At 69.2% G+C, this 25,037-nt stretch carries 22 protein-coding genes and 1 pseudogene; 10 read left to right on the forward strand and 13 right to left on the reverse strand.

Annotated features, from left to right (window positions below; genetic code table 11):
• The first annotated feature begins 127 nt into the window (after positions 1-127).
• Positions 128-1,408 (forward strand): cytochrome P450, encoded by a 1,281-nt coding sequence (locus tag RCP37_RS02165; protein ID WP_308486902.1) that lies wholly within the window; start codon positions 128-130, stop codon positions 1,406-1,408.
• On the opposite strand, the gene RCP37_RS02170 is transcribed toward RCP37_RS02165, so the two are convergent.
• From RCP37_RS02170 to RCP37_RS02180, 3 genes are read right to left on the reverse strand one after another with little or no spacing between them, the layout of a single operon-like run.
• Complete coding sequence (locus RCP37_RS02170; RefSeq protein ID WP_308485412.1) at positions 1,405-2,205, reverse strand: carboxymuconolactone decarboxylase family protein; 801 nt, start codon at positions 2,203-2,205, stop codon at positions 1,405-1,407. The two genes, RCP37_RS02165 and RCP37_RS02170, sit on opposite strands and share 4 nt — an antisense overlap.
• Positions 2,183-2,986 carry a mycofactocin-coupled SDR family oxidoreductase gene (locus RCP37_RS02175; RefSeq protein WP_308485413.1) on the reverse strand — a complete coding sequence of 268 codons (804 nt, stop codon included), beginning with the start codon at positions 2,984-2,986 and terminating at the stop codon, positions 2,183-2,185. Before RCP37_RS02175 ends, RCP37_RS02170 begins: the two co-directional genes overlap by 23 nt.
• Positions 2,983-3,813 carry a mycofactocin-coupled SDR family oxidoreductase gene (locus RCP37_RS02180; RefSeq protein ID WP_308485414.1) on the reverse strand — a complete coding sequence of 277 codons (831 nt, stop codon included), beginning with the start codon at positions 3,811-3,813 and terminating at the stop codon, positions 2,983-2,985. The genes RCP37_RS02175 and RCP37_RS02180 overlap by 4 nt, the downstream gene beginning before the upstream one ends.
• 45 nt (positions 3,814-3,858) lie before the next feature.
• On the opposite strand from RCP37_RS02180, the gene RCP37_RS02185 reads away from it, so the two are divergent.
• From RCP37_RS02185 to RCP37_RS02190, 3 genes and pseudogenes are all read left to right on the forward strand, one after another.
• Complete coding sequence (locus RCP37_RS02185) at positions 3,859-4,425, forward strand: TetR/AcrR family transcriptional regulator (protein WP_308485415.1); 567 nt, start codon at positions 3,859-3,861, stop codon at positions 4,423-4,425.
• A gap of 38 nt (positions 4,426-4,463) precedes the next feature.
• Positions 4,464-4,808, forward strand: a pseudogene (locus RCP37_RS22160) (bleomycin resistance protein); the annotation flags it as partial.
• Between the two features lie 3 nt (positions 4,809-4,811).
• The gene (locus RCP37_RS02190) at positions 4,812-5,255 is read left to right on the forward strand and encodes an SRPBCC family protein (protein WP_373693151.1); all 444 of its coding nucleotides are present in this window, start codon (positions 4,812-4,814) and stop codon (positions 5,253-5,255) included.
• An 18-nt stretch (positions 5,256-5,273) separates the two neighbouring features.
• Here the strand turns inward: RCP37_RS02190 and RCP37_RS02195 are convergent, their stop codons facing one another.
• A complete protein-coding gene (locus tag RCP37_RS02195; protein ID WP_308485416.1) occupies positions 5,274-7,481 on the reverse strand; it encodes an AAA family ATPase in 2,208 nt (735 codons plus the stop codon).
• On the opposite strand from RCP37_RS02195, the gene RCP37_RS02200 reads away from it, so the two are divergent.
• The gene (locus RCP37_RS02200; protein ID WP_308485417.1) at positions 7,480-8,049 is read left to right on the forward strand and encodes a chorismate mutase; all 570 of its coding nucleotides are present in this window, start codon (positions 7,480-7,482) and stop codon (positions 8,047-8,049) included. The genes RCP37_RS02195 and RCP37_RS02200 overlap by 2 nt on opposite strands.
• Before the next feature lie 8 nt (positions 8,050-8,057).
• Here RCP37_RS02200 and pssA read toward each other — a convergent pair whose 3' ends face one another.
• The 4 genes from pssA to RCP37_RS02220 are packed head-to-tail and all read right to left on the reverse strand — an operon-like array spanning position 8,058 to position 11,857.
• Complete coding sequence (gene pssA / locus RCP37_RS02205) at positions 8,058-8,960, reverse strand: CDP-diacylglycerol--serine O-phosphatidyltransferase (RefSeq protein WP_308485418.1); 903 nt, start codon at positions 8,958-8,960, stop codon at positions 8,058-8,060.
• On the reverse strand, positions 8,957-9,664 hold the full coding sequence (locus RCP37_RS02210) for a phosphatidylserine decarboxylase (RefSeq protein WP_308485419.1): 708 nt from the start codon (positions 9,662-9,664) through the stop codon (positions 8,957-8,959). The genes pssA and RCP37_RS02210 overlap by 4 nt, the downstream gene beginning before the upstream one ends.
• A gap of 25 nt (positions 9,665-9,689) precedes the next feature.
• Positions 9,690-10,919: a molybdopterin molybdotransferase MoeA gene (moeA, locus tag RCP37_RS02215; protein ID WP_308485420.1), complete on the reverse strand. Its 1,230-nt coding sequence runs from the start codon at positions 10,917-10,919 to the stop codon at positions 9,690-9,692.
• A gap of 14 nt (positions 10,920-10,933) precedes the next feature.
• Complete coding sequence (locus RCP37_RS02220; protein ID WP_308485421.1) at positions 10,934-11,857, reverse strand: SDR family NAD(P)-dependent oxidoreductase; 924 nt, start codon at positions 11,855-11,857, stop codon at positions 10,934-10,936.
• A gap of 110 nt (positions 11,858-11,967) precedes the next feature.
• Between RCP37_RS02220 and RCP37_RS02225 the strand changes: the two genes are divergently transcribed.
• A complete protein-coding gene (locus RCP37_RS02225) occupies positions 11,968-12,480 on the forward strand; it encodes a PH domain-containing protein (RefSeq protein ID WP_308485422.1) in 513 nt (170 codons plus the stop codon).
• 22 nt (positions 12,481-12,502) lie between these two features.
• On the opposite strand, the gene RCP37_RS02230 is transcribed toward RCP37_RS02225, so the two are convergent.
• The gene (locus tag RCP37_RS02230; protein ID WP_308485423.1) at positions 12,503-13,414 is read right to left on the reverse strand and encodes a TIGR03619 family F420-dependent LLM class oxidoreductase; all 912 of its coding nucleotides are present in this window, start codon (positions 13,412-13,414) and stop codon (positions 12,503-12,505) included.
• Between the two features lie 86 nt (positions 13,415-13,500).
• Positions 13,501-14,124 carry an NADPH-dependent F420 reductase gene (locus RCP37_RS02235; protein ID WP_308485424.1) on the reverse strand — a complete coding sequence of 208 codons (624 nt, stop codon included), beginning with the start codon at positions 14,122-14,124 and terminating at the stop codon, positions 13,501-13,503.
• Between the two features lie 99 nt (positions 14,125-14,223).
• On the opposite strand from RCP37_RS02235, the gene RCP37_RS02240 reads away from it, so the two are divergent.
• Positions 14,224-14,706, forward strand: coding sequence for a MarR family winged helix-turn-helix transcriptional regulator (locus tag RCP37_RS02240; protein ID WP_308485425.1), 483 nt, complete (start codon positions 14,224-14,226; stop codon positions 14,704-14,706).
• A gap of 82 nt (positions 14,707-14,788) precedes the next feature.
• A complete protein-coding gene (locus RCP37_RS02245; RefSeq protein ID WP_308485426.1) occupies positions 14,789-16,288 on the forward strand; it encodes a PH domain-containing protein in 1,500 nt (499 codons plus the stop codon).
• 34 nt (positions 16,289-16,322) lie between these two features.
• Here RCP37_RS02245 and RCP37_RS02250 read toward each other — a convergent pair whose 3' ends face one another.
• A complete protein-coding gene (locus RCP37_RS02250) occupies positions 16,323-20,636 on the reverse strand; it encodes a PE family protein (protein ID WP_308485427.1) in 4,314 nt (1,437 codons plus the stop codon).
• A gap of 295 nt (positions 20,637-20,931) precedes the next feature.
• A complete protein-coding gene (locus tag RCP37_RS02255) occupies positions 20,932-22,635 on the reverse strand; it encodes a DEAD/DEAH box helicase (protein ID WP_308485428.1) in 1,704 nt (567 codons plus the stop codon).
• Between the two features lie 55 nt (positions 22,636-22,690).
• Here RCP37_RS02255 and RCP37_RS02260 point away from each other — a divergent pair, with 55 nt between their 5' ends.
• Positions 22,691-23,392 carry a M24 family metallopeptidase gene (locus RCP37_RS02260; RefSeq protein ID WP_308485429.1) on the forward strand — a complete coding sequence of 234 codons (702 nt, stop codon included), beginning with the start codon at positions 22,691-22,693 and terminating at the stop codon, positions 23,390-23,392.
• 7 nt (positions 23,393-23,399) lie between these two features.
• Here the strand turns inward: RCP37_RS02260 and RCP37_RS02265 are convergent, their stop codons facing one another.
• On the reverse strand, positions 23,400-24,311 hold the full coding sequence (locus RCP37_RS02265) for an SDR family NAD(P)-dependent oxidoreductase (protein ID WP_308485430.1): 912 nt from the start codon (positions 24,309-24,311) through the stop codon (positions 23,400-23,402).
• A 99-nt stretch (positions 24,312-24,410) separates the two neighbouring features.
• Here RCP37_RS02265 and RCP37_RS02270 point away from each other — a divergent pair, with 99 nt between their 5' ends.
• Entirely contained in the window at positions 24,411-24,965 is a 555-nt protein-coding gene (locus RCP37_RS02270; protein ID WP_308485431.1) for a TetR/AcrR family transcriptional regulator, read from the forward strand.
• Positions 24,966-25,037: the final 72 nt, after the last annotated feature.

Genomic DNA, 25,037 nt, shown 5'->3' on the forward strand with positions numbered 1-25,037 from the left:
ACGCCGGCCCGGGGTTGCGATTGCTTGACCGTCCGGCGCCGCGCGTGGTAGGCATGACGCATTCTAGCAATTTGATCGATCGATCAGCGCGACGAGGTCGCGGCGCGAGCGAAGGGCTTATCGGGTGATGGTGGATCTCGCGGCGGTGGACTACTTCTCCGATCAGGCCGTCACCCAAGATCCCTACGACTACTACGAATACCTGCGCGCAAACGGGCCGGTATTCGCCGAGCCGCATCACGGCGTCGTTGCCGTCACCGGCTACGACGAGGTGCTCGCCGCCTTCAAGGACCATGACTCATTCTCTGCGGTCAATGCCATCGGCGGGCCGTTTCCCCCGCTGCCGTTCGAGCCCGAGGGCGACGACATCACCGAACAGATCGAGGCGCACCGGCACGAATTCCCGATCTTCGAGCACGTCGTGGTGATGGATCCGCCGGCGCATACCCGGGCCCGCTCGCTGCTGAGCGGGCTGCTGACCCCTAAGCGGCTGAAGGAGAACGAGGAGTTCATCTGGAAGCTGACCGATACGCAGCTCGACGAGTTCATCGGGACGGGCCGCTGCGAATTCCTGTTCGACTACGCCAAACCCTATGCGACCCTGGCCATCACCGATCTACTCGGGGTTCCTGAGGAGGATCGCGCCGAGTTCCGCAGCGCGCTGGGTGCTGGGCATCGGGAGGGGCAACATGTCGGCTCCCTCGACGGCACACCGGTGGGGCTCAATCCCCTGCAGTACCTCGACGAGAAGTTCAGCGGCTACCTCACCGAGCGACGGCGGGAACCTCGTGGTGACGTTCTCAGTACCCTGGCCGCCGCCACCTACCCCGACGGTTCCACGCCGGAACTGCTGGAGGTGGTGCACCCGGCCACCTTCCTGTTCGGTGCCGGTCAGGAGACCGTCACCAAGTTGCTGGGGGCGGCGGTGCAAACCCTGGGCGATCAACCCGAGCTCCAGCAGACGTTGCGCGACAACCCCGCACTGATCCCCGCCTTCATCGAGGAGGCGCTGCGAATTCAGAGTCCCACCAAGATCGACTTTCGGCTCGCCCGTAAGACCACCACGTTAGGTGGGGTGCCGATCAAAGCCGGCACCGTGCTGATGCTGTGTCTGGGTGCGGCGAACCGGGATCCACGCAAGTTCTCCAATCCCGACGAGTTCCGACTGGACCGCAAGAACGTGCGTGAGCACATCGCTTTCGGCCGTGGCATCCACACCTGCGCCGGCGCTCCGCTGGCCCGGGTCGAGGGGCGTATCACGATTCACCGGATGCTGGACCGGATGCGTGACATCAGGATCAGCGAGGCCCACCACGGGCCCGCCGGTCAGCGGCGCTACTCCTATGAGCCCACGTTCCTGCTGCGCGGGCTGACGGCGCTGCACATCGAATTCGACCCGGTGGGCTAGTTCCCGGCGGCCCACTCCTGCGTGACGCGCTGCTTCTGTTCCTCGATCACCTGCATCAGCCGGGAGGCTTTTGCCCAGCCGTAATACGCGCCGAAATGCAGTGCAACCTCGTCTATCTCGTCGAACGAGACGTCCCTGCTTTTCAGTGCGGCATAGACGTGGCTGAGGATCGGGTACGGCGCGTCCTGGAACGCCACACACGCCACGGTCACCAGGCGCCGCTGTTTCATGCCCAGTCCGGGCCGCAGCCACATCTCGCCGAAAACGAAATTCAGAATGCCCGCTCCCGAATACGGGTCGTCTCGCACCGGCGCGAAGGGCAGACAGTTGACGTCGCGGAAGGCCTGCTCGCCGGTCTGTAGCCGCGCCTCGGGGTCACTTGGCGTGGTCAGCGGCAGCAGTGGCGCCGCAGGCGGAATGGGCTCGCCGCGCTCGCCATGGATGCGTGCCCATTGCTCGTCGACGGTCATGTTGAACAGTGATGCCTTGGGCCAGCCCGAATACACCGCGAAATGCAGGACGGTTTCGCGCATCTCCTCGATCGTCACGTCGCCGTTGATCAGGGCGGCGTAGATGTGGTCGCGCAACGGCTGCTCGGTGTCGGCGGCGGCAACGCATGGCAGCGCGACGAACCACCGGTCCCGGCGACTCAATCCTGGACGTTGCCAGACCTGCGCGAACACGAAATCCAGCAGGGTCGCCGCCGCGGTCGTGGTGTCCGCGGGAACCGGCAGCTTCAGCAGCTCGGCGAAGGCGTGGGCACCGTGCCCCGCCTCACCGCAGGGTGACGCCGGCATCGACTTTGAATTCCAGTCCGGTCACGTGCCGAGACTCGTCGGAGACCAAGAACAGCACCGCGTTGCTGACATCGCGCGCCTCGGTCATCACGATCGGCAAGGCGTTACTGAAGATCGGGGCCAGATCGGAGCGCGTCTCGGCCAGCAGCCCGTGCAGCCCGTCCGGGCGCATCCCGGTCTCCACCCCGGTGGGGTGCACGGTGTTTACCCGAACGTTCACCGCGGCAAGCTCATTGGCCAGTGCCCGGCTCATGCCGACGACACCGTGTTTGGAGGCGGTATAGGGCGTATGCAAAGGGCTGCCCTTCAGCCCGGCCACCGAGCTGATGTTGACCAGGCTGCCGCCGTGGGAAACCAGATGCGGCAGCGCCGCCGCACAGGTATTCCACGTGCCGATCAGGTTCACATCGACAACGGTGCGCCACTGCGCCGAGGTGGTGGTGTCCCAGGTCCCCGCGGTGATCACGCCGGCATTGGCGATCGAGGCGTCCAGGCCGCCCAACTGGGCGACACCCTCGGCGACCGCAGCGGTCAAGGCCGCGGCGTCGCGCACGTCCACGACGTGGGTGACGGCGCGGCGGCCAAGCTGTCGCACCAAATCTGCGGTCTCGTCGAGATCTTCGATCGTGGCCAGCGGATAGTCGACCTCGGGCAGTGATGCGCAGACGTCGACCAGGATCAGGTCGGCGCCCTCCTCGGCCAGGCGCACCGCGTGGCTGCGTCCCATCCCCCGTGCGGCTCCGGTGACCAACACCTTCTTGCCGGTTACGCGCCCGGTCATAGCTTGTTGCAGAACCCTGCGTCGACGGGCAGCGTGACCCCGGTGACGTACTTCCCGGCGTCGGACACCAGGTAGGCGATAGCGGCGCTGATGTCCTCGGGCTCGAGCAACTGCACCGGCAGCGGATTCTGAAGGTGTGGTCCGCCGCCGGGATAGTTCTCGAGGAATTCGGTCATCGCCGGGTTGGTCGCCATCATGGTGTTCACCCCGGTCGGGTGCACGCTGTTGACCCGAATGCTGTGCGGGGCCAGAGCATTGGCCAGCGTGCGCATCAGGCCGACGATGCCGTGCTTGGACGCGGCGTAGCCCAGGCCGCCGCCTTGCATGCCGCCGAATCCGATCAGCCCGGCAGTCGAGCTGGTGAACACGATCGAACCGCCCCGATTGCCGGCGATCAGGTGCCCAATCGCGGCCTTGGCGGTGTGGAACGCGCCGACGAGATTGACGTCGAGCACGTCGGTCCACAGCTGTAGATCTTCGTCGTCGGTCAGCTCGCGAAACGCCATCGTGGCGATACCCGCGTTGGCGCAGACGATGTCGAGGCGGCCGAAGTGCTCGACGCCGGCATCCAACGCAGTCTTCAGGGCCGGAAAGTCGCGGACGTCGGCGACCGATGCGAGCATCTTGCCGCCCTGGGCTTCCACCAAAGCCACGGTCTCGTCGAGCTCTGCTGCCGAGCCCATCGAATAGCCGGTGGAAGAGATATCGGCGCAGATATCGACCCCGATGATGTCGGCGCCCTCGGCGGCCAGTCGCACCGCATGACTGCGGCCCTGCCCTCGCGCCGCGCCGGTGATGAACGCAACCTGCCCACTCAGAGAACCCATGCGGCTACGGTAACCTGGTTACTCATCGGCGGCAAGGGGTGATTGATGGACAGTGCGGAAGGCCGGATCTTGGCCATCGTGGTCGAGATTCTGGAGACCGAGGGCTATGACGCGGTGCAGCTGCGTGAGGTCGCCCGGCGCGCCCGGATGTCACTGGCGACCATCTACAAGCGCTATGCCACCCGCGACGAACTGATCCTGGCGGCGCTGGACACCTGGATGCAGCAGAACCGCTACTCGGGTATCGCGCCGCACGCACGCGAGCCCGGCGAATCCATCTATGCGGCGCTGATGAGCTTGTACCGCACCATCTTCGAGCCCTGGGAGCGGCATCCGGCGATGCTGACGGCTTACGTGCGGGCACGGTCGGCCCCCGGCGGTGACGCCTTGGTTCGCCGCGGCCTGGACGCGGTGGGACCGGCAATGCTGGCGGCGATGTCCGGCGTCGACGAATCCTTCATCGCCGACCTGGACGTCATCATCTCCAACCTGGTGTACGGGTTGTCCGCGCGGTTCGCCGCCGGCGAGATCGCCATCACCGACATGCTGCCCAGCCTTGATCGGGCGGTGTATTGGCTCACCAGCGGATACGAGCAGCAGCGCGGCCGCTAGCCGTTGGTGCCTCGACGTACGCTGACGCTATGGCCGACATCGAGTTCACCTCGGTCGCACCGATCATTCCCGTGCGAGACCTCGACGCTGCGCTGGAGCGCTACCGCCGGCTCGGCTTCACCGTCAATCACTACAGCGGCCCGGCCCGATACGGATTCGCCGATCGCGGACCGGTTTCGTTGCACCTTTCGGAGTGGGCCGAGCATGATCCGCTGCGCACCGCCGCCAGTGTGTACTTCTATGTCGACGACGCCGACGCGCTCTACGCGCAATGGTCGGCGTCGGGCGTGCCGGGGCGCTTCGTCGAACCGGTCGACACTGACTACCAGCTCAGGGAATTCGCCTATGTCGACCCCGAAGGCACCTTGCATCGGGTCGGCTCGGCACTGCCGGCGAAGGTCGTCAGCTCCAGCAGGGTGATCGCGGCGCCGGCGAAGCTGATCTTCGACTTCATCGCCGACCCGGCCCGGCAGCCACGCTGGGACGGCAACGCGAATCTGGCCGAAGCCGCACCGGGCCAACGAGTTCATGCCGTCGGGGACGTTTTCACCATGACGCTGACCATGGGAACGGTCCGGGAGAACCACGTGGTGGAGTTCGAGGAAGGACGCCGTATCGCCTGGCGCCCAGCGGCCCCCGGGTGTGCGCCGCCGGGCCACCTGTGGCGGTGGGAGCTCGAGCCGCTCGGGCCGGCGCGCACTCGAGTAACCCACACCTACGACTGGTCGGAGCTATCCGACCCGAACCGCCTCGCTCGCGCCCGGGCCACTACCGCGGACAAGCTCGCGGCCTCATTGTCCCGGCTTGCCGCGCTGGTCGAAGTGTCCTGAACTCGCCGTACTGAGAGCTCAGCGGTTGTCTGCGAACGAACGCAGCGCGTCGACCTGAGCGGAATCCAGTGAGGGACGGATATTTTCGCGTGCCGCAGCGATGTCGGCTACGGTGACGTCGGCGGCGTCGATACTGCGCCGCATGGCCGTCAGTGCGGCTTCGCGCAGCAGTGCCACACAGTCCGCGGCGCTGTAACCCTCCAGATCCGCGGCCAGCGCGTCGAGGTCGACGTCACCATGCAGGGGAACCGATTTGCCGGACACCCGCAGGATCTGGCGGCGGGCATCGGCATCCGGCGGTTCGACGAACACCAGCTTCTCCAGCCGGCCCGGACGGGTCAGCGCCGGGTCGATCAGCTCGGGGCGGTTGGTGGCGCCGACCACCACTACGTCGCGCAATGGGTTGACGCCGTCGAGTTCGGTGAGCAGCGCGGCCACCACCCGGTCGGTGACCCCGGAATCGAAGCTTTGCCCGCGCCGCGGTGCCAGGGAGTCGATTTCGTCGAGGAACACCAGCGAGGGCGCCGAATCGCGGGCGCGCTGGAACAGATCCCGTACCGCTCGCTCGCTGCTGCCCACCCATTTGTCCATCAGCTCCGCGCCTTTGACCGAATGCACGCTGACGCGACCAGACCCCGCCAGGGCGCGCACCACGAAGGTCTTGCCGCAGCCGGGCGGGCCGTAGAGCAGCACGCCGTGTGGCGGGTCGACGCCCAGGCGGGTGAACGTGTCCGGGTGCTGCAGCGGCCACAGCACCGCTTCGGTCAGTGCCTGTTTGGTGGCGACCATGTCGCCGACGTCGTCGAGGGTGACCGAGCCTACGGAAACCTCGGCGGCCGCCGAGCGCGACAGCGGCCGGATCACGCTGAGCGCTCCGAGCAGGTCCTCCTGGGTGAGTTTGGGTTCCTCATCGTTGTCGCTGGCCCGCGACGCCGCCCGCAGCGCCGCCTCGCGTACCAGTGCGGCAAGGTCTGCGGCCACGAAACCCGGTGTGCGTTCGGCGATCTCACCCAACGTCAGCTCCGCGGTGGGCACCGAGATGAGTAGGGTGGCCAACAGCGCTGCCCGGGTCGCGCCGTCGGGAAGACTCAGCCGGATCTCGCGATCGCACAGTTCGGGCGCCCGCAGTCGGGGATCGACATGGTCCGGAAGCGCCGAGGTCGCGATGAACGCCACCCCTTCGGTGGACACCACGTTGCGCAGTTCGGCGAGGATCAGCGTTGCCACCGGCTCCGACGGTTCGGGCAACAGCGTGTCGACATCGGCGATCAGCAGCACCCCGCCGCCATCGCAGACCTGCGTAGCCGCCGAACGCACCGCGGCCAGCCGCTCATCGGCGGCCAGCGCCCCGATCTCGGGGCCGTCCAGCTCGATGAGCCGGCGGCCCTCGCACACCGCCCGGACCAGGGTCGTCTTTCCCACCCCGGCCGGACCCGACACCAGCACACCGAGGTTCGTTCCCGCCCGCAGGGTTTTCAACAGCTGCGGTTCGTCGAGCGCGAGCTTGAGCCACTCGGCGAGCTTGGCGGCCTGCGCCTCGCAGCCCTTGAGTTCATCGATGGCGACGCGGGCCGGGACGGGCGGCTTGGCGATGGTCGTCACCGGGGCGGTGGGGGCGCTGCCAAAGGTGACCAGCGAGTTGGGCTGCACGCTGACCGGCCCGGCTGGATCCACCCCGGTGACCGTCAACAGTTCCGAGGTCCAGCTGATGCCGACCGCCGACGCCAATGCGGTGGCAGCCGCCCTGGAACCGGGGATAGTGGACGTGCCGGGCCCGAGGTCGCGGGGCAGCAGGGAGACCGCGTCGCCGACCGTCATCACCTTGCCCAGCAGCGCCTGGCGCAACGTGGTGGGCGATAACGTCTGGGAGGCCAGCGCTGACCCGCTCAGCGTCACCGACCGGGCGCCGTAGACGGTCACCGCGGCCACCACGACCTGGGTGCCGTCACGCAGGCCGGCGTTGGACAGCGTCACGTCGTCGAGCAGCGCCACGCCGGCAGGGGCGTTCGGCCCCGTCAGCCCCGCCACCGCCGACGTCGTGCGCGAACCGGCCAGCGAGACCGCATCCCACTCCCGGATGCCCAGGGCAGCAACGGCTTCGGGGTGCAGCCGTACCACCCCGCGGCGGGCGTCGACGGCGGAGGTGTTGAGCCGGGCGATCAGCGTCAGGTGCCGGGATGAGGTCCGCGAAGCATCGCCGCTCCGGTGCTCTTCAATAGAACCCATGCGGTCATTATCGACATACGCCCGCCCGCTGACGCTGGCGATCGGCGCGGTTGCGCTGCTCGCGGCACCGCCAGCGGCCCGCGCCGACAGCACGCTGGCCGACCTGGTGGACGCCGCCGCCCAGCGGCTGCAGGTCGCCGACGACGTGGCGGCGATCAAATGGCAGACCGGCGGCGCCATCGAGGACCCCGCGCGGGTCGACCAGCAACTGGCGAAGCTGGCGACTGAGGCCGCCGGGAAAGACCTCGACCCCGACTACGTGCGGCGGATCTTCGCCGACCAGATCGCCGCGACCGAAGCCGCTGAGCACTACCGGTTCTCCCAGTGGAAGCTGGACCCGGCGACCGCCCCATCCACCGCTCCCGAACTGGTGGCCTCGCGGGCGCGCATCGACGGCTTCAACCAGGTCATGCTGGCCCAGATCGGCCAACGGTGGGGGCTGTTGCACTCAGCGGATTGCGCCGGGCAACTCGACGAGGCAACCCGAGCCGTCAGCGAGGCGCGCCAGCTCGATGAGTTCTACCGGCGCGCATTGGCGTCGGCGACGCAGGATTACTGCGCCCGGTAACGGCGCCGCTACCGACCCGGCTTGCGCAGTCGCAACCGGGCCATCGACTGCCCACTGGGCCGTCGGATGCCCCGCCGCACGCCGGGGCGGCGGCTCGGCTGCGCCCGGCGGATTGCCCGCCGCGCTGCCCGGCGCTCCTTGGGGGCGTCTTCCCACGCCTCCGGATGTGCGGCAACCCAGCGCTGGCTGCGGACCGAGAACGGAATGGTGCACAGGTAGGCCCCGATCAGCACCAGGACCAGCACGTAGGGGAACAGGAACGCGGCGGCGGCCACCAGCGCCAGCACCGCCAGCAGCGCGGCGGCCAGGTGCGGCGGTACCGAGACGGCGTGCATCTTGCGCATCGGGATTCGGCTGACCAACAGCATCGACGTGCCCACCACCCAGGTGCAGGTGAACCATTGCGACGTCCACCATCCGTCGCCGAACTCCAGCTTGGCGGCCAGCAGGCCCATCAGTGTGATGGCACCGGCCGGGGCGGGCATGCCGACGAAGAACTCCCGGGTGTAGGCCGGCAGGGTGGCGTCGTCGAGCAGGGTGTTGAACCGGGCCAGCCGCAGCACCACGCACACCGCATACAGCAGCACCACGATCCAGCCCGCCGGCTGCGTCGACAGCAGCGTCACATAGATCACCACCGCGGGCGCCACCCCGAAGTCGACGGCGTCGGCCAGTGAATCGATCTCGGCGCCCATCCGCGACTCGGCGTCCAGGATGCGTGCCACCCGGCCGTCCAGGCCGTCGAGGATGGCCGCGGCGGCGATCAGGGCCATCGCGAGGTGCGGCTGCCCGTCCAGCGCGTACTTGATCGAGGTCAGTCCGGCGCAGATCGCCAGCACCGTCATCGAACTGGGCAGGATGTGCAGACCCACCGGGCCCCGGCTACGGGCCTGCTGGGCAGGAGTGGTCATGACAGGTCGGCCAGGACGGTCTCGCCGGCGACCATGCGCTGGCCGACGCCGACCAGCGGCTGCGTCCCGACCGGCAGGTAGACGTCGAGTCGCGAACCGAAGCGGATCAAGCCGTAGGTATCGCCGATCGCCAGATGATCACCGGGCCGGGTTTCGCAGAGGATGCGCCGCGCCACCAGCCCGGCGACCTGCACGGCGATCACCTCGGCACCGTCGGCGGTGCGGATCCGCACGCTGTTGCGCTCGTTGTCTTCGGCGGCTTCGGCGCGGTCCGCGGACCCGAACCGGCCGGCCCGGTGCAGCACCTCGATCACCTCACCGCCGATCGGAGCCCGTTGCACGTGGGCGTCGAAGACCGACATGAAGATGCTCACCCGCGGCAATGGAGTATCGGGCAGGTCCAGCTCCGGCGGCGGAGGTGCCGAATCGACCAGGCAGACCACACCATCGGCGGGGGCCACCACCACACCGGGACGGGTGGGGGGCACCCGGTGCGGATGCCGGAAGAACCCGGCGCAGGCGCCCGCGGCCAGCAGCCCGGCACCGCGCAGCCAAGGCCGTTTGCGGCCCAGCAGAGCCACGCCCAGCGCACTGCCGACGAACGGCAGCCCGGCACTGTGCATCGGCGGCACCGTCGAGCGCACCAGCTCGATCAGGTGCCGAAGACCGCCGGGATCATCTGCTGCGCGGGGGCGTCTGGCCATTGGGCCATCTTAGAAGCTGGGCGGTTCAGCCGGTGAGGTCCCAGACTTCCACCTCGGTGCCCACCGGCAGCTCGGTCACTTCGTCGGCGATGTCCAGGAGGCAGTTGGCCGAAGCCAGGTAGCGCAGATGGTGCGAAGCCGGCGGCCCATAGTTGGTGACCGTCCCGGTTTCGTAGTCGAGCAGCCCGCGCCGGAACTGCCGCTTGCCGGCCGGTGAGACCAGTTTCTCGCTCAGTATCGCGGTGCGGCGCGGGCGATCCGCCTTGGACAGACCCATCGCGCGGCGCAGCGCGGGCCGGACGAAGACCTCGAAGGACACTTGGGCGCTGACCGGGTTGCCCGGCAGCGTGATGATGGTGGCTCCGGACCCAGGCGAGCCGACGCGGCCGATGCCCTGCGGCATCCCGGGCTGCATCGCCACCTTGACGAAGTGCACTCCCTGGTCGCCGTCGCGGCCGAAGACGTCCTTGACCACCTCGTAGGCTCCTGCGCTGACTCCGCCGCTGGTGATCACCAGATCCACCGCCCCCTCCCGCACGCCGTAGCGGTTGAGGACGTCGGTGAACGCGGCGGTGTCGTCGGCGACCGTCACCGCGGCCACCACCTCGGCGCCGGCGTCACGTACCGCGGCCGACAGCATCACCCCGTTGGATTCATAGATCTGGCCGGGCGCCAGCGGCGTGCCGGGTTTGATCAGTTCGGAACCGGTGGAGATCACCAGCACGCGTTGGCGGGGCCGCACCGTGAGCTCGGCCAGACCCAGTGCCGAAGCCAGGCCGGCCGCCGGCGCGCTGACGAGTTGCCCCGCCCAGAGCACGGTGGCGCCCTCGGCGACATCTCCACCGGCCCGACGGATGTGGCGGCCCTTGGCGGTGGCGGCGTTGATCTGGACCACATCGATGCCGCCGTCGGTGGCCTCGACGGGAATCACCCCGTCAGCGCCGTACGGGATCGGTGCCCCGGTCATGATGCGGTGCGCGGTGCCCGGTGTCAGCGTGGGGATATCGGTGCGTCCGGCCGGAATGTCTTCGGTGACAGGCAAACTCACCGGCGATTCGGGTGTCGCGTCGGCGATGTCATCGGCGAGCACGGCATAGCCGTCCATCCCGGAGTTGTCGAAGACCGGCAGCGAGATCGGTGCGATCACGTCCGCGGCCAGTACCAGTCCCTCGGCATCGGCCAGTGCGACCGTGACCGGTGGTCGGGCCGCGATCAGGTCGGTGACGGCCCGTTGGTGCTCTTCGACGGATCGCATCCCGACAGTCTGACTCAGACCGGGAAGGTGATTCCTGTCAGCTCCTGCGAGACCGTCCACAACCGCTGCTGCAATTCGACTTCGTGCGCCTGCTTGCTGGCGTCCACCAGCTTGGGATATCCGCGCTGCTCACCGATGCCGCTCGGACCGTAGTACTGCCCGCCGGTCACCTCTGCGTCGGTGGCGGCGCGCAGCGTGGGCAACGCGCCCATCGCGGCGCTCTGCACGACCAGAGGCATCAGCAAGCGGTCCGCGGGACGCAGTAATGGCGGCAGGTGCCGGTTCAGTTCGGTGTTGGCGGTGCCGGGGTGCGCCGCGACGGCGATGGTCGAGCGGCGTTTGGCGGCCAGTCGGCGCTGCAGTTCGTAGGTGAACATCAAGTTGGCCAGCTTGGACTGCCCGTAGGCGGCGATCCGGTTGTAGCCGTGCTCCCACTGCAGGTCGTCGAAGTGGATCGCGGCCATGATCCGGTGCGCCATGCTGCTGACGGTCACCACGCGGGACCCCTTCACCCGCATCATCCGCGGCAGCAGCAGGCCGGTCAGCGCGAAGTGCCCCAGATGGTTGACGCCGAACTGCAGCTCGAAGCCGTCGTCGGTGCGCTGTTTAGGGGTGTACATGACGCCGGCGTTGTTGATCAGCAGATCGATCCGGGGATGGGCGGTGCCCAAGGCCTCGGCGGCTTCGCGGATCGACGCGAGCGAACTGAGATCGAGTTCCTGGACCTCCACGCGTGCCTGCGGGCTGGCGCTGTGGATCCGTTTCGCCGCCGCGTCGCCCTTCTCGAGGTCGCGCACCGCCAGCACCACCAACGCGCCGTGCCCGGCGAGTATCTCCGCGGTGTGATAGCCGATTCCGGTGTTGGAGCCAGTGATTACCGCGACGCGGCCGGTTTGATCCGGCACGTCTTCCGCAGCCCACTTATCCCGGCTACTCATGTGACAAACGATACTCACGTGACGCATCGTGCGCCGGATGGTTTTTCGCCGGTCGCGCGGTCGCGCGGTCGACGGTGCGGCCGGGCCTGCGTCCTGACATCCTCTCCTACATGGCGCAGCACGCAGACGGGTCCCCGGCGATCAGCCTGGTCGATCCCACCAATAAGCCCAGCTCCCGAGCGCCGTTGGTCTGGGCGCTGGTCGGTGCGGTGCCCTGGTTGTTTCTGGCGCTGTTACAGGTGGGTTGGGCGCTAGCCGATGAGCGGTTGGCCTGGCTGCACACCGCCGCTCTGGCGGTCACCGCGCTGGGGCTGCTGGTGTCGGCGGTGATCGCCCCGCTGTGGCGCTACCGGGTGCACCGGTGGGACGTCAGTGACCAGGCTGTGTTCACCCGCACCGGCTGGATGGTGCAGGAGCGCCGGATCGCGCCGATCTCGCGGGTGCAGACCGTCGACACCTACCGGGGCCCGCTGGACCGGCTGCTGGGGCTGGCCAATGTGCGGGTCACCACCGCGTCGTCGGCGGGCGCGGTGCACATCGTGGCGCTGGATGCCCCCGTCGCCGACCGCATCGTGGCGCAATTGACCGACATCGCGGCGCTGGGTCCCGAGGACGCCACGTGATGGTCAGGGCCGAATTCGGCGGCTAGCCACAACGAGCAAGCTTTCCCCGATCACTCCATCGAGCGATCACCTGGCCGGCGAAATCGAGCATCTCGTCGAGGGTGGGAAACATGGCGAAGGCGTCCACGATCGCCTCATCAGCACCGGTGCCGGCGAGGCGCTCGAGTTTGCCGGCAACCGTGTCAACCGATGTGCCCGGTTCGAGGTTGATCCGCATGGCTGTTCTGAGCGCGTCCGGATCGCGGTCCGCGTCCTTGGCGGCATGGCGCGCGATCGACCACAGGTGGTCGGTGACCTCGTCCTGCAGCCCCTCGACACCGAGCCAGCCGGTACCGCTGCGGCCGACCCTGCGCATCGCGGCCTCGCTGGCACCGCCGATCCAGATGGGCGGACCACCGGGCTGCACCGGGCGCAGGTCGGCATGGACCGGAGGCAGCGAGAAGAACTCGCTGTCCCAGGACACCGGGGTGGTCGTCCACCACTCGTGCAGGAACGCCAGCACGTCATCGAGCATCTGCCCGCGTCGGTGCCAGTTCGCGCTGCGGGCGATGTCGTGTTCGTCCTTCATCCATCCGATTCCCACACCCACGTCGAGGCGGCCTTCGCTGAGTACGTCGAGTGTGGTCAGCAGCCGGGCCAGGTGCACCGGCTCGTAGTAGAACGTGCTGAGCGTGCTGGCGTTCAGTCGAATCCGGCTGGTCGCCGTCGCGGCGACGGTCCACACCAGCACCGGGTCGAGGTAGCGGGTCATCTGCGGCGGGTACGGCTGCTCTTTGCCCGGATAGGTGCTCTGCATATCGACCGGCGTCACCAGGCGATCGCCGACCCACAGCGTGTCGTAGCCAAGGTCCTCGAGTCCACGGCAGAACTCGCCCAGCCCGGCGGCGCTGCTGACAGCGGGTCCGACGAACGGAAGTGCGAAACCAAGTTTCATCATAAATCCTTTCAGTGATTCATCAACCATTGCTGGGGCGTGCAACGCCCCTGCTCGCTCATGGCTTGGATCGGCGGCGCTGCGGTTCAGGCGGCGGCGGTGGCGCCGAGGGCGAAGTCGTAGTTCCCCACCCCGTGGCGGGCCAGGCCCATCATGACCAGGCCCGTTCCTTCCAGCCAGTGCGCCATGTTCAGGCCGCCGACATCCAGCGGGCGCAACGCCAGGCTCTCGATGAACTCCGCGACGGCCGCCTTGGCGCGCGCGTCGTCGCCGGCGAGGAAGACGTCGAGCGGCCGGCCCTGGGTCAGGACAACACCGAAGATGGTGTTGAAGGCCTTCACCACGCTGGCGCTGGCCGGGGCCGCCTTGGCGACTTGCTGCGCGATCGAGGTGCCCTCGGGGGTGGCCAGCCCGTCGGCCGCAGGGTTGAAGGGGTTGCTGATGTCGACGATGACTTTGCCTGCCAGGGCGTCGCCGTACTGGGCGACGACCGGAACGACGTTGGCGTACAACAGCGAAACGATGACGATGTGCCCGGCCGGTACGGCGCCGAACTCTCCAGTTGTGGCGCCGCCGCCGAGAGTCTTGGCCAGGTCGGCGGCCTTGGCCTGATCGCGGCCGATGATCTCGACGGTGTTGCCGCCCGCTACCGCGAGCTCGCCGATGGCGCGGGCCATGTTCCCGGTGCCGATGATGCTGATGCTGTTCATGAGGTGTCCCATCTATACTGACGCTCGAAAAGGTTGATTCTTCAACCTTAAGTCCGGTTTGGTGATGTGTCAACAAATATGGGGGAGGTGCGGAGACCGATGGAACCGAACTGGCTCAACCCGCGTGAAGACCGCGCGTGGCGGGCCTTCGTGCACGCGCATCAACAGATCGAGGCTCACCTCAACCGCCGCCTGCAGAAATCAGGCCTGTCCGGGGCCGACTACGAGGTTCTGGCGGTGCTTTCGGCTCTCGACGAAGACCGCATGCCCGCCCATGCACTGTGCAAAGCACTGAGCTGGGAGAAGAGCCGTCTCTCCCATCAGGTGCGGCGCATGCAGAAAGACGGGCTGATCAGTCGGGAGCCCAACCCCGAGGACGCCCGCAGCACCATGGTCTGCCTGTTGCCGGCTGGCCGCGCCGCCATCGAGAAGGCAGCGCCCGGCCACGTGGAGGACGTGCGCCGAAATTTCATCGATCTGCTCACTCCGGCTGAGCTCGACATGTTCGCCGCTCTCAACGAACGAATCCTGCACCACCTGGCCACCGACGACGATGCCGCCGGCGAAGACGAGGCCTCGTAGCCTTCGTGCGGTTACGGTTCCATGCAGGGCGCGGCGAGATGCCGACCGGCAGGCGGATTTTGCCCAGGTACGGAGAAGGCGAATGAACAGCACACAGCGCGCTGATCAGTGGCAGCGGCTGAGCCCCCGGATGCTGCTGGTGCATCCGCTGCACGAAGTGCTGCGTGAACTGCCGCTGCTGATCGCGGTGGTGGTGTTCGGTTCGGCGACCGACAACCGGCCCTGGGTGCTGGCGGTGGTGTCGGTGATCGCCGTGGTGGGTGTGACGCGCTGGTTCACCACCACCTACCGCATCGAGCCTGACCCTGAGGCCGGCCGGGTGCAGCTGCGCTCCGGACTGTTGCGCCGCAAGGTGCTCTCGGTGCCCCGCAACCGGATTCGCTCGGTGGAGACCGACGCCCGGCTGTTGCATCGGATCCTGGGACTGACGGTGTTGCGAGTCAGCACGGGTCAGCATGCCGCCGCGGATAGCGCCTTCGAGCTGAACGCGGTCGAGAGCAGCGAGGTCCCTCGACTGCGCGCGACGTTGCTGTCCCACACCGGACAAGCCGCGGGGGCTGCGACCGGAGCGGCGCCCGCCCCAGCGACGGTGCTGGCGCGGTGGCGGCCGTCGTGGTTGCGCTACAGCCCGCTGAGCCTGTCCGGGCTGGTGATGGTCGGGGCCGCGGTGGGGGCGCTGTACCAGAGCGGAGTCTGGGCGGCGCTGGAGGATTCGCCGGTGAGCCGGTCTTGGCTTCAGGCCGCTGAACAGTTCGGTGTCCAGCAGAGCCTGACGCTGATCGCTGCCCTGCTGGTGGTGCTCTCGATGCTGTTGGCGGTGCTGCGCTCTTTGGTGACCTACGGAAACCTGGTGTTGTCCCGCAGTTCCGGGACAAGCGGTGATGTCCTGGCGTTGAGCTACGGCCTACTGCGGGTGCGCGAGCACAACTACGACATGCGCCGGTTGCGCGGCGGAACGCTACGCCGGCCGCTGCTGGTGCGGCTGTTCGGCGGCGCGCGGCTGGACGCGGCGATGACCGGGGTCAACGGGGAAGGGGAGTCATCGATCCTGCTGCCGCCCTGCCCGCGGGCCACCGCCGAGGGCGTCTTGACCGGCTTGGTCGCCGACCCCGTGGTGGTCACCGGCCCGCTGCGCAAGCACGGCCCGGCGGCGACTCGTCGGCGCTGGACTCGGGCGCTGCTGCTGCCGGTGGCTATTGGGGCCGGCCTCGCGATCGCGACGGCATTCGTTGAGCTACCGACGTGGTGCTGGCCGGCTTGGGGGGTAGTGACGGTGGTTGCCGCGCTGCTGGCCGTCGACCGGGTGCGCGCCCTGGGGCACAGCGTCGATGCGCACTGGCTGTCGGCGCGCACCGGCAGTTGGGAGCAGCGGCGTTACTGCATCGCCACCGCGGGCATCGTCGGTTGGACGGTGCGCCAGAGCTGGTTTCAGCGCCGCGCCGGGGTGGCCACCCTGATCGCGGCCACCGCCGCGGGCGTCAAGGCCTACCGGGTGATCGACGTGCCGCAGGAGTGGGCGTGGTCGGTGGCCGCGCGGGCATCGCCCTGGGTGGCGCATAGCGCCTGGGCGCGACAGGGCTGAGCCCTCTTCAGCCTGGTGGCGCCCACTCACCGGGTTAGGGCGTGCCGTCGGATCCCTGGCTTCCCGGGGCGGCGTCGCCGGTTCCGGAGGTAAATGCGACACCGCCCCGACCGCCGATGCCTCCGCCTGCCGCGCCGTTACCGCCGTCACCGCCGACGGCGTCCTGCGTCGATGCGCCGTTGCGGATGGTCGCGTTGCCGCCGTTGCCGCCGTTGCCGCCGTTGCCGCCGGTTCCCGCACCGCCAGCAGCGCCGTCTGCTCCGTTGGCGGCGATGGCCTTACCCTTCCCGTAGGTCTCCGCGTTGCCGCCGTTGCCGCCGTTGCCGCCGCCGGCTGCACCGCTCCCGGCGGTACCGGCTTGGCCGCCGACGGCGTCCTGCGTCGATGCGCTGTTGTGGATGTACGCACTGCCGCCGTTGCCGCCGTTGCCGCCGGTTCCCGCACCGCCAGCAGCGCCGTCTGCTCCGTTGGCGGCGATGGCCTTACCCTTCCCGTAGGTCTCCGCGTTGCCGCCGTTGCCGCCGTTGCCGCCGCCGGTTGCACCGCTCCCGGCGGCCCCGGCCTGGCCGCCGACGGCGTCCTGCGTCGATGCGCTGTTGTCGATGGCCGCGGTGCCGCCGTTGCCGCCGTTGCCGCCGGTTCCGGTGCCACCGTCAGCGCCGGCTGCTCCGTTGGCGGCGATGGCTTTGCCTGTGCCCTCGGTGTACGCGCCACCGCCGTTGCCGCCGTTGCCGCCGCCGGCTGCACCGCTCCCGGCGGCCCCGGCCTGGCCGCCGACGGCGTCCTGTGTCGAGGCGCTGTTGCGGATGGTCGCGTTGCCGCCGTTGCCGCCGTTGCCGCCGGTTCCCGCACCGCCAGCAGCGCCGTCTGCTCCGTTGGCGGCGATGGCCTTACCTTTCCCGTAGGTCTCCGCGTTGCCGCCGTTGCCGCCGTTGCCGCCGCCGGCTGCACCGCTCCCGGCAGCCCCGGCCTGGCCGCCGACGGCGTCCTGTGTCGAGGCGCTGTTTTCGATGGCCGCGGTGCCGCCGTTGCCGCCGTTTCCGCCGGTTCCCGCACCGCCTGCGCCGCCGTCTGCTCCGTTGGCGGCGATGGCCTTGCCTGTGCCCACGGTGTACGCGTTGCCGCCGTTGCCGCCGTTGCCGCCGCCGGCTGCACCGCTCCCGGCGGCCCCGGCCTGGCCGCCGACGGCGTCCTGTGTCGAGGCGCTGTTGCCGATGGTCGCGTTGCCGCCGTTGCCGCCGTTGCCGCCGGTTCCCGTACCGCCTGCGCCGCCGGCTGCTCCGTTGGCGGCGATGGCCTTACCGGTCACGCTGGAGGTGTACGCGTTGCCGCCGTTGCCGCCGTTGCCGCCGCCGGCTGCACCGCTCCCGGCGGCCCCGGCCTGGCCGCCGACGGCGTCCTGCGTCGAGGCGCTGTGGATGGCCGCGTTGCCGCCGTTGCCGCCGTTTCCGCCGGTTCCGGTGCCACCGTCAGCGCCGGCTGCTCCGTTGGCGGCGATGGCTTTGCCTGTGCCCTCGGTGTACGCGTTGCCGCCGTTGCCGCCGTTGCCGCCGCCGGCTGCACCGCTCCCGGCGGCCCCGGCCTGGCCGCCGACGACGTCCTGCGTCGAGGCGCTGTGGATGGCCGCGTTGCCGCCGTTGCCGCCGTTGCCGCCGGTTCCCGCACCGCCTGCGCCGCCGGCTGCTCCGTCGGTGGCGATGACCTTACCCATCCCGTAGGTGAGCGCGTTGCCGCCGTTGCCGCCGTTGCCGCCGCCGGCTGCACCGCTCCCGGCGGCCCCGGCCTGGCCGCCGACGGCATCCTGCGCCGATGCACCTTTGTAGATGTACGCGCCGCCGCCGTTGCCGCCGTTGCCGCCGGTTCCCGCACCGCCTGCGCCGCCGGCTGCTCCGTCGGTGGCGATGACCTTACCCATCCCGTAGGTGAGCGCGTTGCCGCCGTTGCCGCCGTTGCCGCCGCCGGCTGCACCGCTCCCGGCGGCCCCGGCCTGGCCGCCGACGGCGTCCTGCGTCGATGCACTGTTGTAGATCTCCGCGTTGCCGCCGTTGCCGCCGTTGCCGCCGGTTCCGCTGCCCCCGTCGGCACCGGCTGCTCCGTTGCTGGCGATGGCCTTGCCCGTCCCGGTGGTGTTTGCGTTGCCGCCGTTGCCGCCGTTGCCGCCGCCGGCTGCACCACTGCCGGCGGCCCCGGCCTGGCCGCCGACGGCATCCTGCGCCGATGCACCTTTGTAGATGTACGCGCCACCGCCGTTGCCGCCGTTGCCACCGGTTCCCGCACCGCCTGCGCCGCCGGCTGCTCCGTCGGTGGCGATGACCTTACCCATCCCGTAGGTGACCGCGTTGCCGCCGTTGCCGCCGTTGCCGCCGCCGGCTGCACCACTGCCGGCGGTACCGGCTTGACCGCCGACGGCGTCCTGCGTCGAGGCGCTGTTGTAGTTGTACGCACTACCGCCGTTGCCGCCGTTGCCGCCGGTTCCGCTGCCCCCGTCGGCACCGGCTGCTCCGTTGCTGGCGATGGCCTTGCCGGTCCCGGCGGTGTTTGCGTCACCGCCGTTGCCGCCGTTGCCGCCGCCGGCTGCACCACTGCCGGCGGTACCGGCTTGACCGCCGACGGCGTCGTGCGCCGAGGCGCTGTTGTGGATGTACGCGACACCGCCGTTGCCGCCGTTGCCGCCGGTTCCGGCGCCACCGTCAGCGCCGGCTGCTCCGTTGCCGCCGATGGCCTTGCCCGTCCCGGTGGTGTCTGCGTTACCGCCGTCGCCGCCGTTGCCGCCGCCGGCTGCACCACTGCCGGCGGTACCGGCTTGACCGCCGACGGCATCCTGCGCCGAGGCGCTGTTGTAGATGGACGCGACACCGCCGTTGCCCCCGTTGCCGCCGGTTCCGGTGCCACCGTCAGCGCCGGCTGCTCCGATGCCGCCGATGGCCTTGCCCGTCCCGGTGGTGTATGCGGCACCGCCGTCGCCGCCGTTGCCGCCGCCGGCTGCACCACTGCCGGCGGTACCGGCTTGACCGCCGACGGCATCCTGTGTCGAGGCGCTGTTGTAGATCTCCGCGCGGCCGCCGTTGCCGCCGTTGCCGCCGGTTCCGATACCACCCGCACCGCCGTGGCCGCCGTTACCGGCGTGGGGTCGTGCATCGCTACCGAAGGCGCCGTTGCCGCCGTTGCCGCCGCGGATTCCGGTCGCGGCGCTCGGGGTGCCAGCGGCGCCCTGTGCGCCGTCTGTTCCGCCGGTGCCGCCAGCACCACGGAGTCCCCCTAGTCCGGCTTCACCAGCTGCGCTAGTGCCGGCATTGCCGCCGTCACCACCGGCACCGTTAGCACCTTCGGAACCAGTCTTGCCCCACTGCCCGGCGGCCCCGTCGCCGCCGCTGCCGGGTGTGCCCGCGTCACCACCACTGCCGCCGTTGCCGCCGTCACCGCTGACCCCTGCAGTGCCGAACAGGCCCCGGCCACCGCCGGCACCACCGGAACCGCCGTTGCCGCCGCCGCCGCCGGTCCCGCCGTTGCCGCCGTCCTGCCCGGCCCCGTCGCCGGTGACAAACGACCCCATTGCTCCGGTGATGCCCTCGCCGCCCGTGCCGCCGTTGCCCCCATGGCCCCCGGCCCCACCGTTGCCGCCGGCGCCGAACCACCAGCCGCCGTGTCCACCGGAACCGCCGTTGCCCCCGACAACGCCGGCCAGCCCGTCGCCTCCGGAATCCCCGGCAAACACGCCATCGATACCATCGGCACCGGTCGCCCCAGCCCCACCGGTTCCCCCGTCACCGCCATTGCCGAACAGCCAACCGCCGGACCCACCCGTCCCGCCGTCACCGGCGACATCGTTGTTGTCCCAGGCGTTTAGGCCGGAGCCCCCGTCACCACCGTTGCCGAACATGCCGGCCATTCCACCGACGCCGCCGGTGACGCCGAGGCCGCCGTCCCCGGCCAGGAATCCGCCGTCGCCGAGGTCGCCGAACCACCCGGTCCAGCCCAACAGGGAGGTGTTGGCCCCGTCGAATTCGTCGATACCGTCACCGATCAGATCCCGGCCGAACACCCACACGGAGGGCATGTTGATCAGGTCCAGCCACCAGGAGTTGGCGGAATTGGCGAGCAACGCATCTACTTGGCCATGCAGATCCAGGTAGAGGTCACCCAGCCAGTCGGTGTCGGCCGCCGGCAGGGCATCGACTGGCAGCGTCTCCACCGGGGGCGCCCAGGCCGAGGGATCCATCCAGGTGGACCACACAGTCGGGTCGAACAGGTCATCCAGAAAATCCGCCTGGGCCTGCGGTGCACCGGTGGTCAACGGCACCATGCCCAGTGCTAGGTATGCCCCGAGTGCCGTACCGGCACCTGCCACGCGCACACCACGACGTCCCCTGCGGCTATCGGCCATGCTGCCTGCCCCTATCCTCGAATCCTAAGAATCCCTGAGCGAAAACTAGCGGCGAAGACGCAGCAGGGATACAGGGATTTCCCTGGACTTACCTAGGAACCATGGCTTCCGCCGCGGTTCGAAGGGGCACATTGATCCTCTGGCATTCCAGCGGGCTATATGGGCGGTGCATGCTTCGAATGTGCGGATTGGTCGGCAAAATCAGCGAATTGGCAAACGAATCCGCACATTCGGAGGGCAGTGAGGTGCCAGTCGAGAGCTACGACTCGCGATTGAACTGCCGAATGGCCACGATCCGCGCCCGCAGCTGATCCGATGTCGCGGCCGCCACCGGGGGGCCGCCGCAACGCCGGCGCAGCTCGTTGTGAATCCAGCCGTGCGGCTTGCCGAGCCGATGATGGGCCGCCGACACCAGCGCGTTGAGTTCGTGGCGCAGTTCGCGCAGCTGACCATGCGTGGTGACCGGCACCGGAACCCCGCCGCCGTTGACTGCCTTGGATCGCCGGTCCAGCTGCTCTTCCTGGCGCTGACGCAGCAGGTCACGCATCTGGTTGGCGTCCAGCAACCCGGGGATACCCAGGTAGTCGGCCTCCTCGTCACTGCCGGCCGGGGTCGCGGTGCCGAAGGAGGCGCCGTCGAAGATCACCTGGTCCAGCTCGGCGTCGGCCCCCAACGACTCGAACTTGTTCTCCATCTCCGACGGCTCGTCGCGCCGGCGCTGCGCTTCCTCGAACTCGTCGCGTTCGGATTCCCGGTGCGGTTTGCCCAACACGTGGTTGCGTTGCTGCTCCAGCTCGCTGGCCAGGCCCAGCAGCGACGGCACCGACGGCAAGAAGATGCTGGCGGTCTCGCCGGGCCGGCGTGAGCGGACGAATCGGCCGATTGCCTGCGCGAAGAACAACGGGGTGGAGGCACTGGTGGCGTAGACCCCGACCGCCAGGCGCGGCACGTCAACACCCTCGGAGACCATCCGCACCGCCACCAGCCAAGGGCTGGTGGCCGCGGAGAACTGGGCGATCTTGTCCGACGCGGTCGGATCGTCGGAGAGCACCACGGTGGGTTCCTCGCCGGTGTGCCGTTTCAGCAGCACCGCATAGGCGCGCGCGGCCTTCTGGTCGGTGGCGATGATCATGCCGCCGGCGTCGGCCATGCCGCCGTCGCGCAGCTGGCGCAGCCGGGTGTGCGCGGCGGTGATCACCGCGGGCATCCATTCCCCGGTCGGATCCAGCGCGGTGCGCCACGCCCGGGCGGTGTGCTCGGCGGTCAGTGGTTCGCCGAGTCGGGCCGCGTGCTCCTCGCCGGCGCTGTCGCGCCAGCGGGCCTCGCCCGAGTAGGCCATGAACACCACCGGGCGCACCACGCCGTCGGCCAGCGCGTCGGTGTAGCCGTAGCTGTCGTCGGCTACCGAGCGCAGGTGGCCGGCGCCGTCGGGCTCGTAGTTGACGAAGGGGATGGGGCTGTCGTCGCTGCGGAACGGGGTTCCGGTCAATGCCAGCCGGCGGGTCGCGTCGTCGAACGCCTCGCGGATGCCGTCGCCCCAGCTTTTGGCGTCGCCGCCGTGGTGGATCTCGTCGAAGATCACCAGGGTCTTCGCGGCCTCGGTACGCACCCGGTGCCGGCTGGGGTGGCTGGCGACCTGCGCATAGGTGACGACCACGCCGTGGTACTCCGAGCTGGTCTGCGAGTCGGAGTTGGAAAACCGCGGATCCAGCGCGATGCCGTGGGAGGCAGCGGCCGAGGCCCACTGCACCTTGAGGTGTTCGGTGGGCACCACGATGGTGATCCGCTCGACGGTGCGGTCGGCCAGCAGCTCGGCGACGATCCGCAGCGCGAACGTCGTCTTACCGGCGCCAGGGGTCGCCACCATCAGGAAATCTCGCGGCTTGGCGGTCAGATAGCGCACCAGAGCCCGGCGTTGCCAGCCCCGCAAAGCCCGGGTGCTGGGCGCTGCTTCAGCCCGCACCCGGTCTCCTATCTGATCGAGATGCAGTCTAGGGCAAGCCGATAGGATCGCTGGCGTGTCCACCCCGCGCGAGCCGGAATCCGTCCGTGTCGAGCGGCTTCGCGACGCGCAGGCCAAGGCCGTCGCACTGTTCGACGAGATCGAGCGCCGCGGCATGGTTCGCCCCGGAGTCGGCGAGCGGCAGCTCTCCGATGAGATCCGGGACCTGGCCGCCGACATGTTCGGGGTGACGCGGCACTGGCATCGGCGGGTGGTGCGGGCGGGGGAGAACAGCCTGCTGCCGTTTCACGCGGACCCGCCCGACCGCGTCATGGCCGACGATGACATCGCCTACCTCGACCTGGGTCCGATCTTCGAGGAGTGGGAGGCCGACTTTGGTCGCACCTTCGTGCTCGGTGACGATCCGGACAAGCTGGCGCTGCGCGACGCGCTGCCGCGGGTGTGGAACGCCGGCCGGGCCTTCTTCGAGACACACGCCGAGATCACCGGTGCGCAGCTGTTCGACCACGTCGTCGGCCTGGCCCAGGACGAGGGCTTCGAGTTCGGCGCTCCCATCGCCGGGCACCTGCTCGGGGAGTTTCCGCATAAGAAGATCTCCGGAGACGACGCCCGGTTCTACGTCGCGCCCGGATCCGACGAGCCGATGCGCCGCACTGACCCCACCGGCCGGGTCTGTCACTGGATCCTGGAGGTGCACCTGGTGAACCGGGCCCTCGGGTTCGGGGGCTTCTACGAGCAGTTGCTCGACATCGAGTGAGACCGAGTCAGCTGATCGGGTAGATCACCCCGGTCAGTTCCTCGGAGACGGTCCAGAGGCGTTGTTGGACGTCCACGTCGTGTGACTTGCTGCTCGACTCGACCACCTTGGGGTAGCCGCGCTGCTGACCCCAGCCGTCGGGGCCGTAGTACTGCCCGCCACGCACAGCGGGATCGGTTGCGGCACGCAGCGTCGGCAGAGCGCCCATGTCGGCTCCCTGGAAGAGGGGCTCGATCAGCGGCGTGATCCGCGCGAGCAGTGGGGGCAGGTTGCGGGTCAGCTCGGTGCGGGAGCCTCCGGGGTGCGCGGCTGTCGCGATAGTCGTGGCTTGCGGGGCCAAGCGCCGCTGCAGTTCGTAGGTGAACAGCAGATTGGCGAGCTTGGCCTGCCCGTACGCTGCCACCCGGCTGTAGCTCCGCTCCCACTGCAGGTCGTCGAAGTGGATGTCGGCGCGGATGCGATGACCGATGCTGCTGACCGTCACGACCCGCGAGCCGGGGACTGGCAGCAGCCGATCCAGCAGCAGCCCGGTGAAGGCGAAGTGGCCCAGGTGGTTGGTTCCGAACTGGAGCTCGAAGCCGTCCTCGGTGGTCGACTTCGGCGTCCACATCACCCCGGCATTGTTGATCAGCAGGTCGATGCGGTCGTGGTCGGCGCGCAACTGTGCGGCGGCGGTGCGGACGGAGTCCAGTGACGTCAGGTCGAGTTCCTGCAGCGCCACGCTGGCTCCGGGGCTGCGCTTACTGATCAGGGTCGCGGCGTCCTTGCCCTTGTCGAGATTGCGCACGGCCAGCACCACGTGGGCGCCCCGAGCGGCGAGCGCCAAGGCGGTTTCGTAGCCGAGGCCGGTGTTGGCTCCGGTGATCACGGCGACCCGACCGGTCTGGTCGGGGATATCGGTGGTTGTCCATTTGGCCATGGGAGGCTCCTGAGCGGTAGGGTAAACGGGGCGGGCGCTCCGGTTGATTCGACTATACGGAACGCACGCCCCGTTTTGTCAACCGATTGGGGCTGTCACGTGGCTGAGCAGGCACGACCGTTGCGCGCCGACGCGGCGCGCAACCGTGCGCGTGTGCTGGAAGTGGCCTACGAGACCTTCGCGGCCGAAGGCCTGTCGGTGCCGATCGATGAGATCGCCCGGCGCGCCGGAGTCGGGGCCGGGACCATCTACCGCCACTTTCCGACCAAGGAAGAGTTGTTTCGCGCGGTGGTCCAAGACCACATCCGGCGCCTCATCGAGGGGGGCTACGCCCTGCTGGAGTCCGACGGTCCAGCTGAAGCCCTCTTTGGCTTTCTGCGCTCGATGGTGAGGTGGGGGGCGAAAGACCGCGGCGTGGTCGAGGCGCTTGCCGGACTCGGCATCGACGTAGGGCAGGAGGCCGAGGAGGCATTTCTTGCCCTGCTTGGGGAGCTGCTGCGATCTGCCCAGAATGCCGGCACCGCGCGCCGCGATATCGGCACGCGCGACGTGAAGTCGCTCCTGGTCGGATGTCAGGCGATGGAGTCGTACAACCCGGAGTCTGCTGAACGAGTGACCGACGTCGTCATCGACGGTCTGCGCGCTCCGAGGTAGGGCCCTCCGACCTTGCACTCTCCATAGGCGAGTGCTAAAAATGACGTTGGCACTCGCGACCAGTGAGTGCTA

Origin of the sequence: Mycolicibacter sp. MU0102, assembly GCF_963378105.1 — a bacterium.
GTDB classification, from domain to species: domain Bacteria; phylum Actinomycetota; class Actinomycetes; order Mycobacteriales; family Mycobacteriaceae; genus Mycobacterium; species Mycobacterium holstebronense.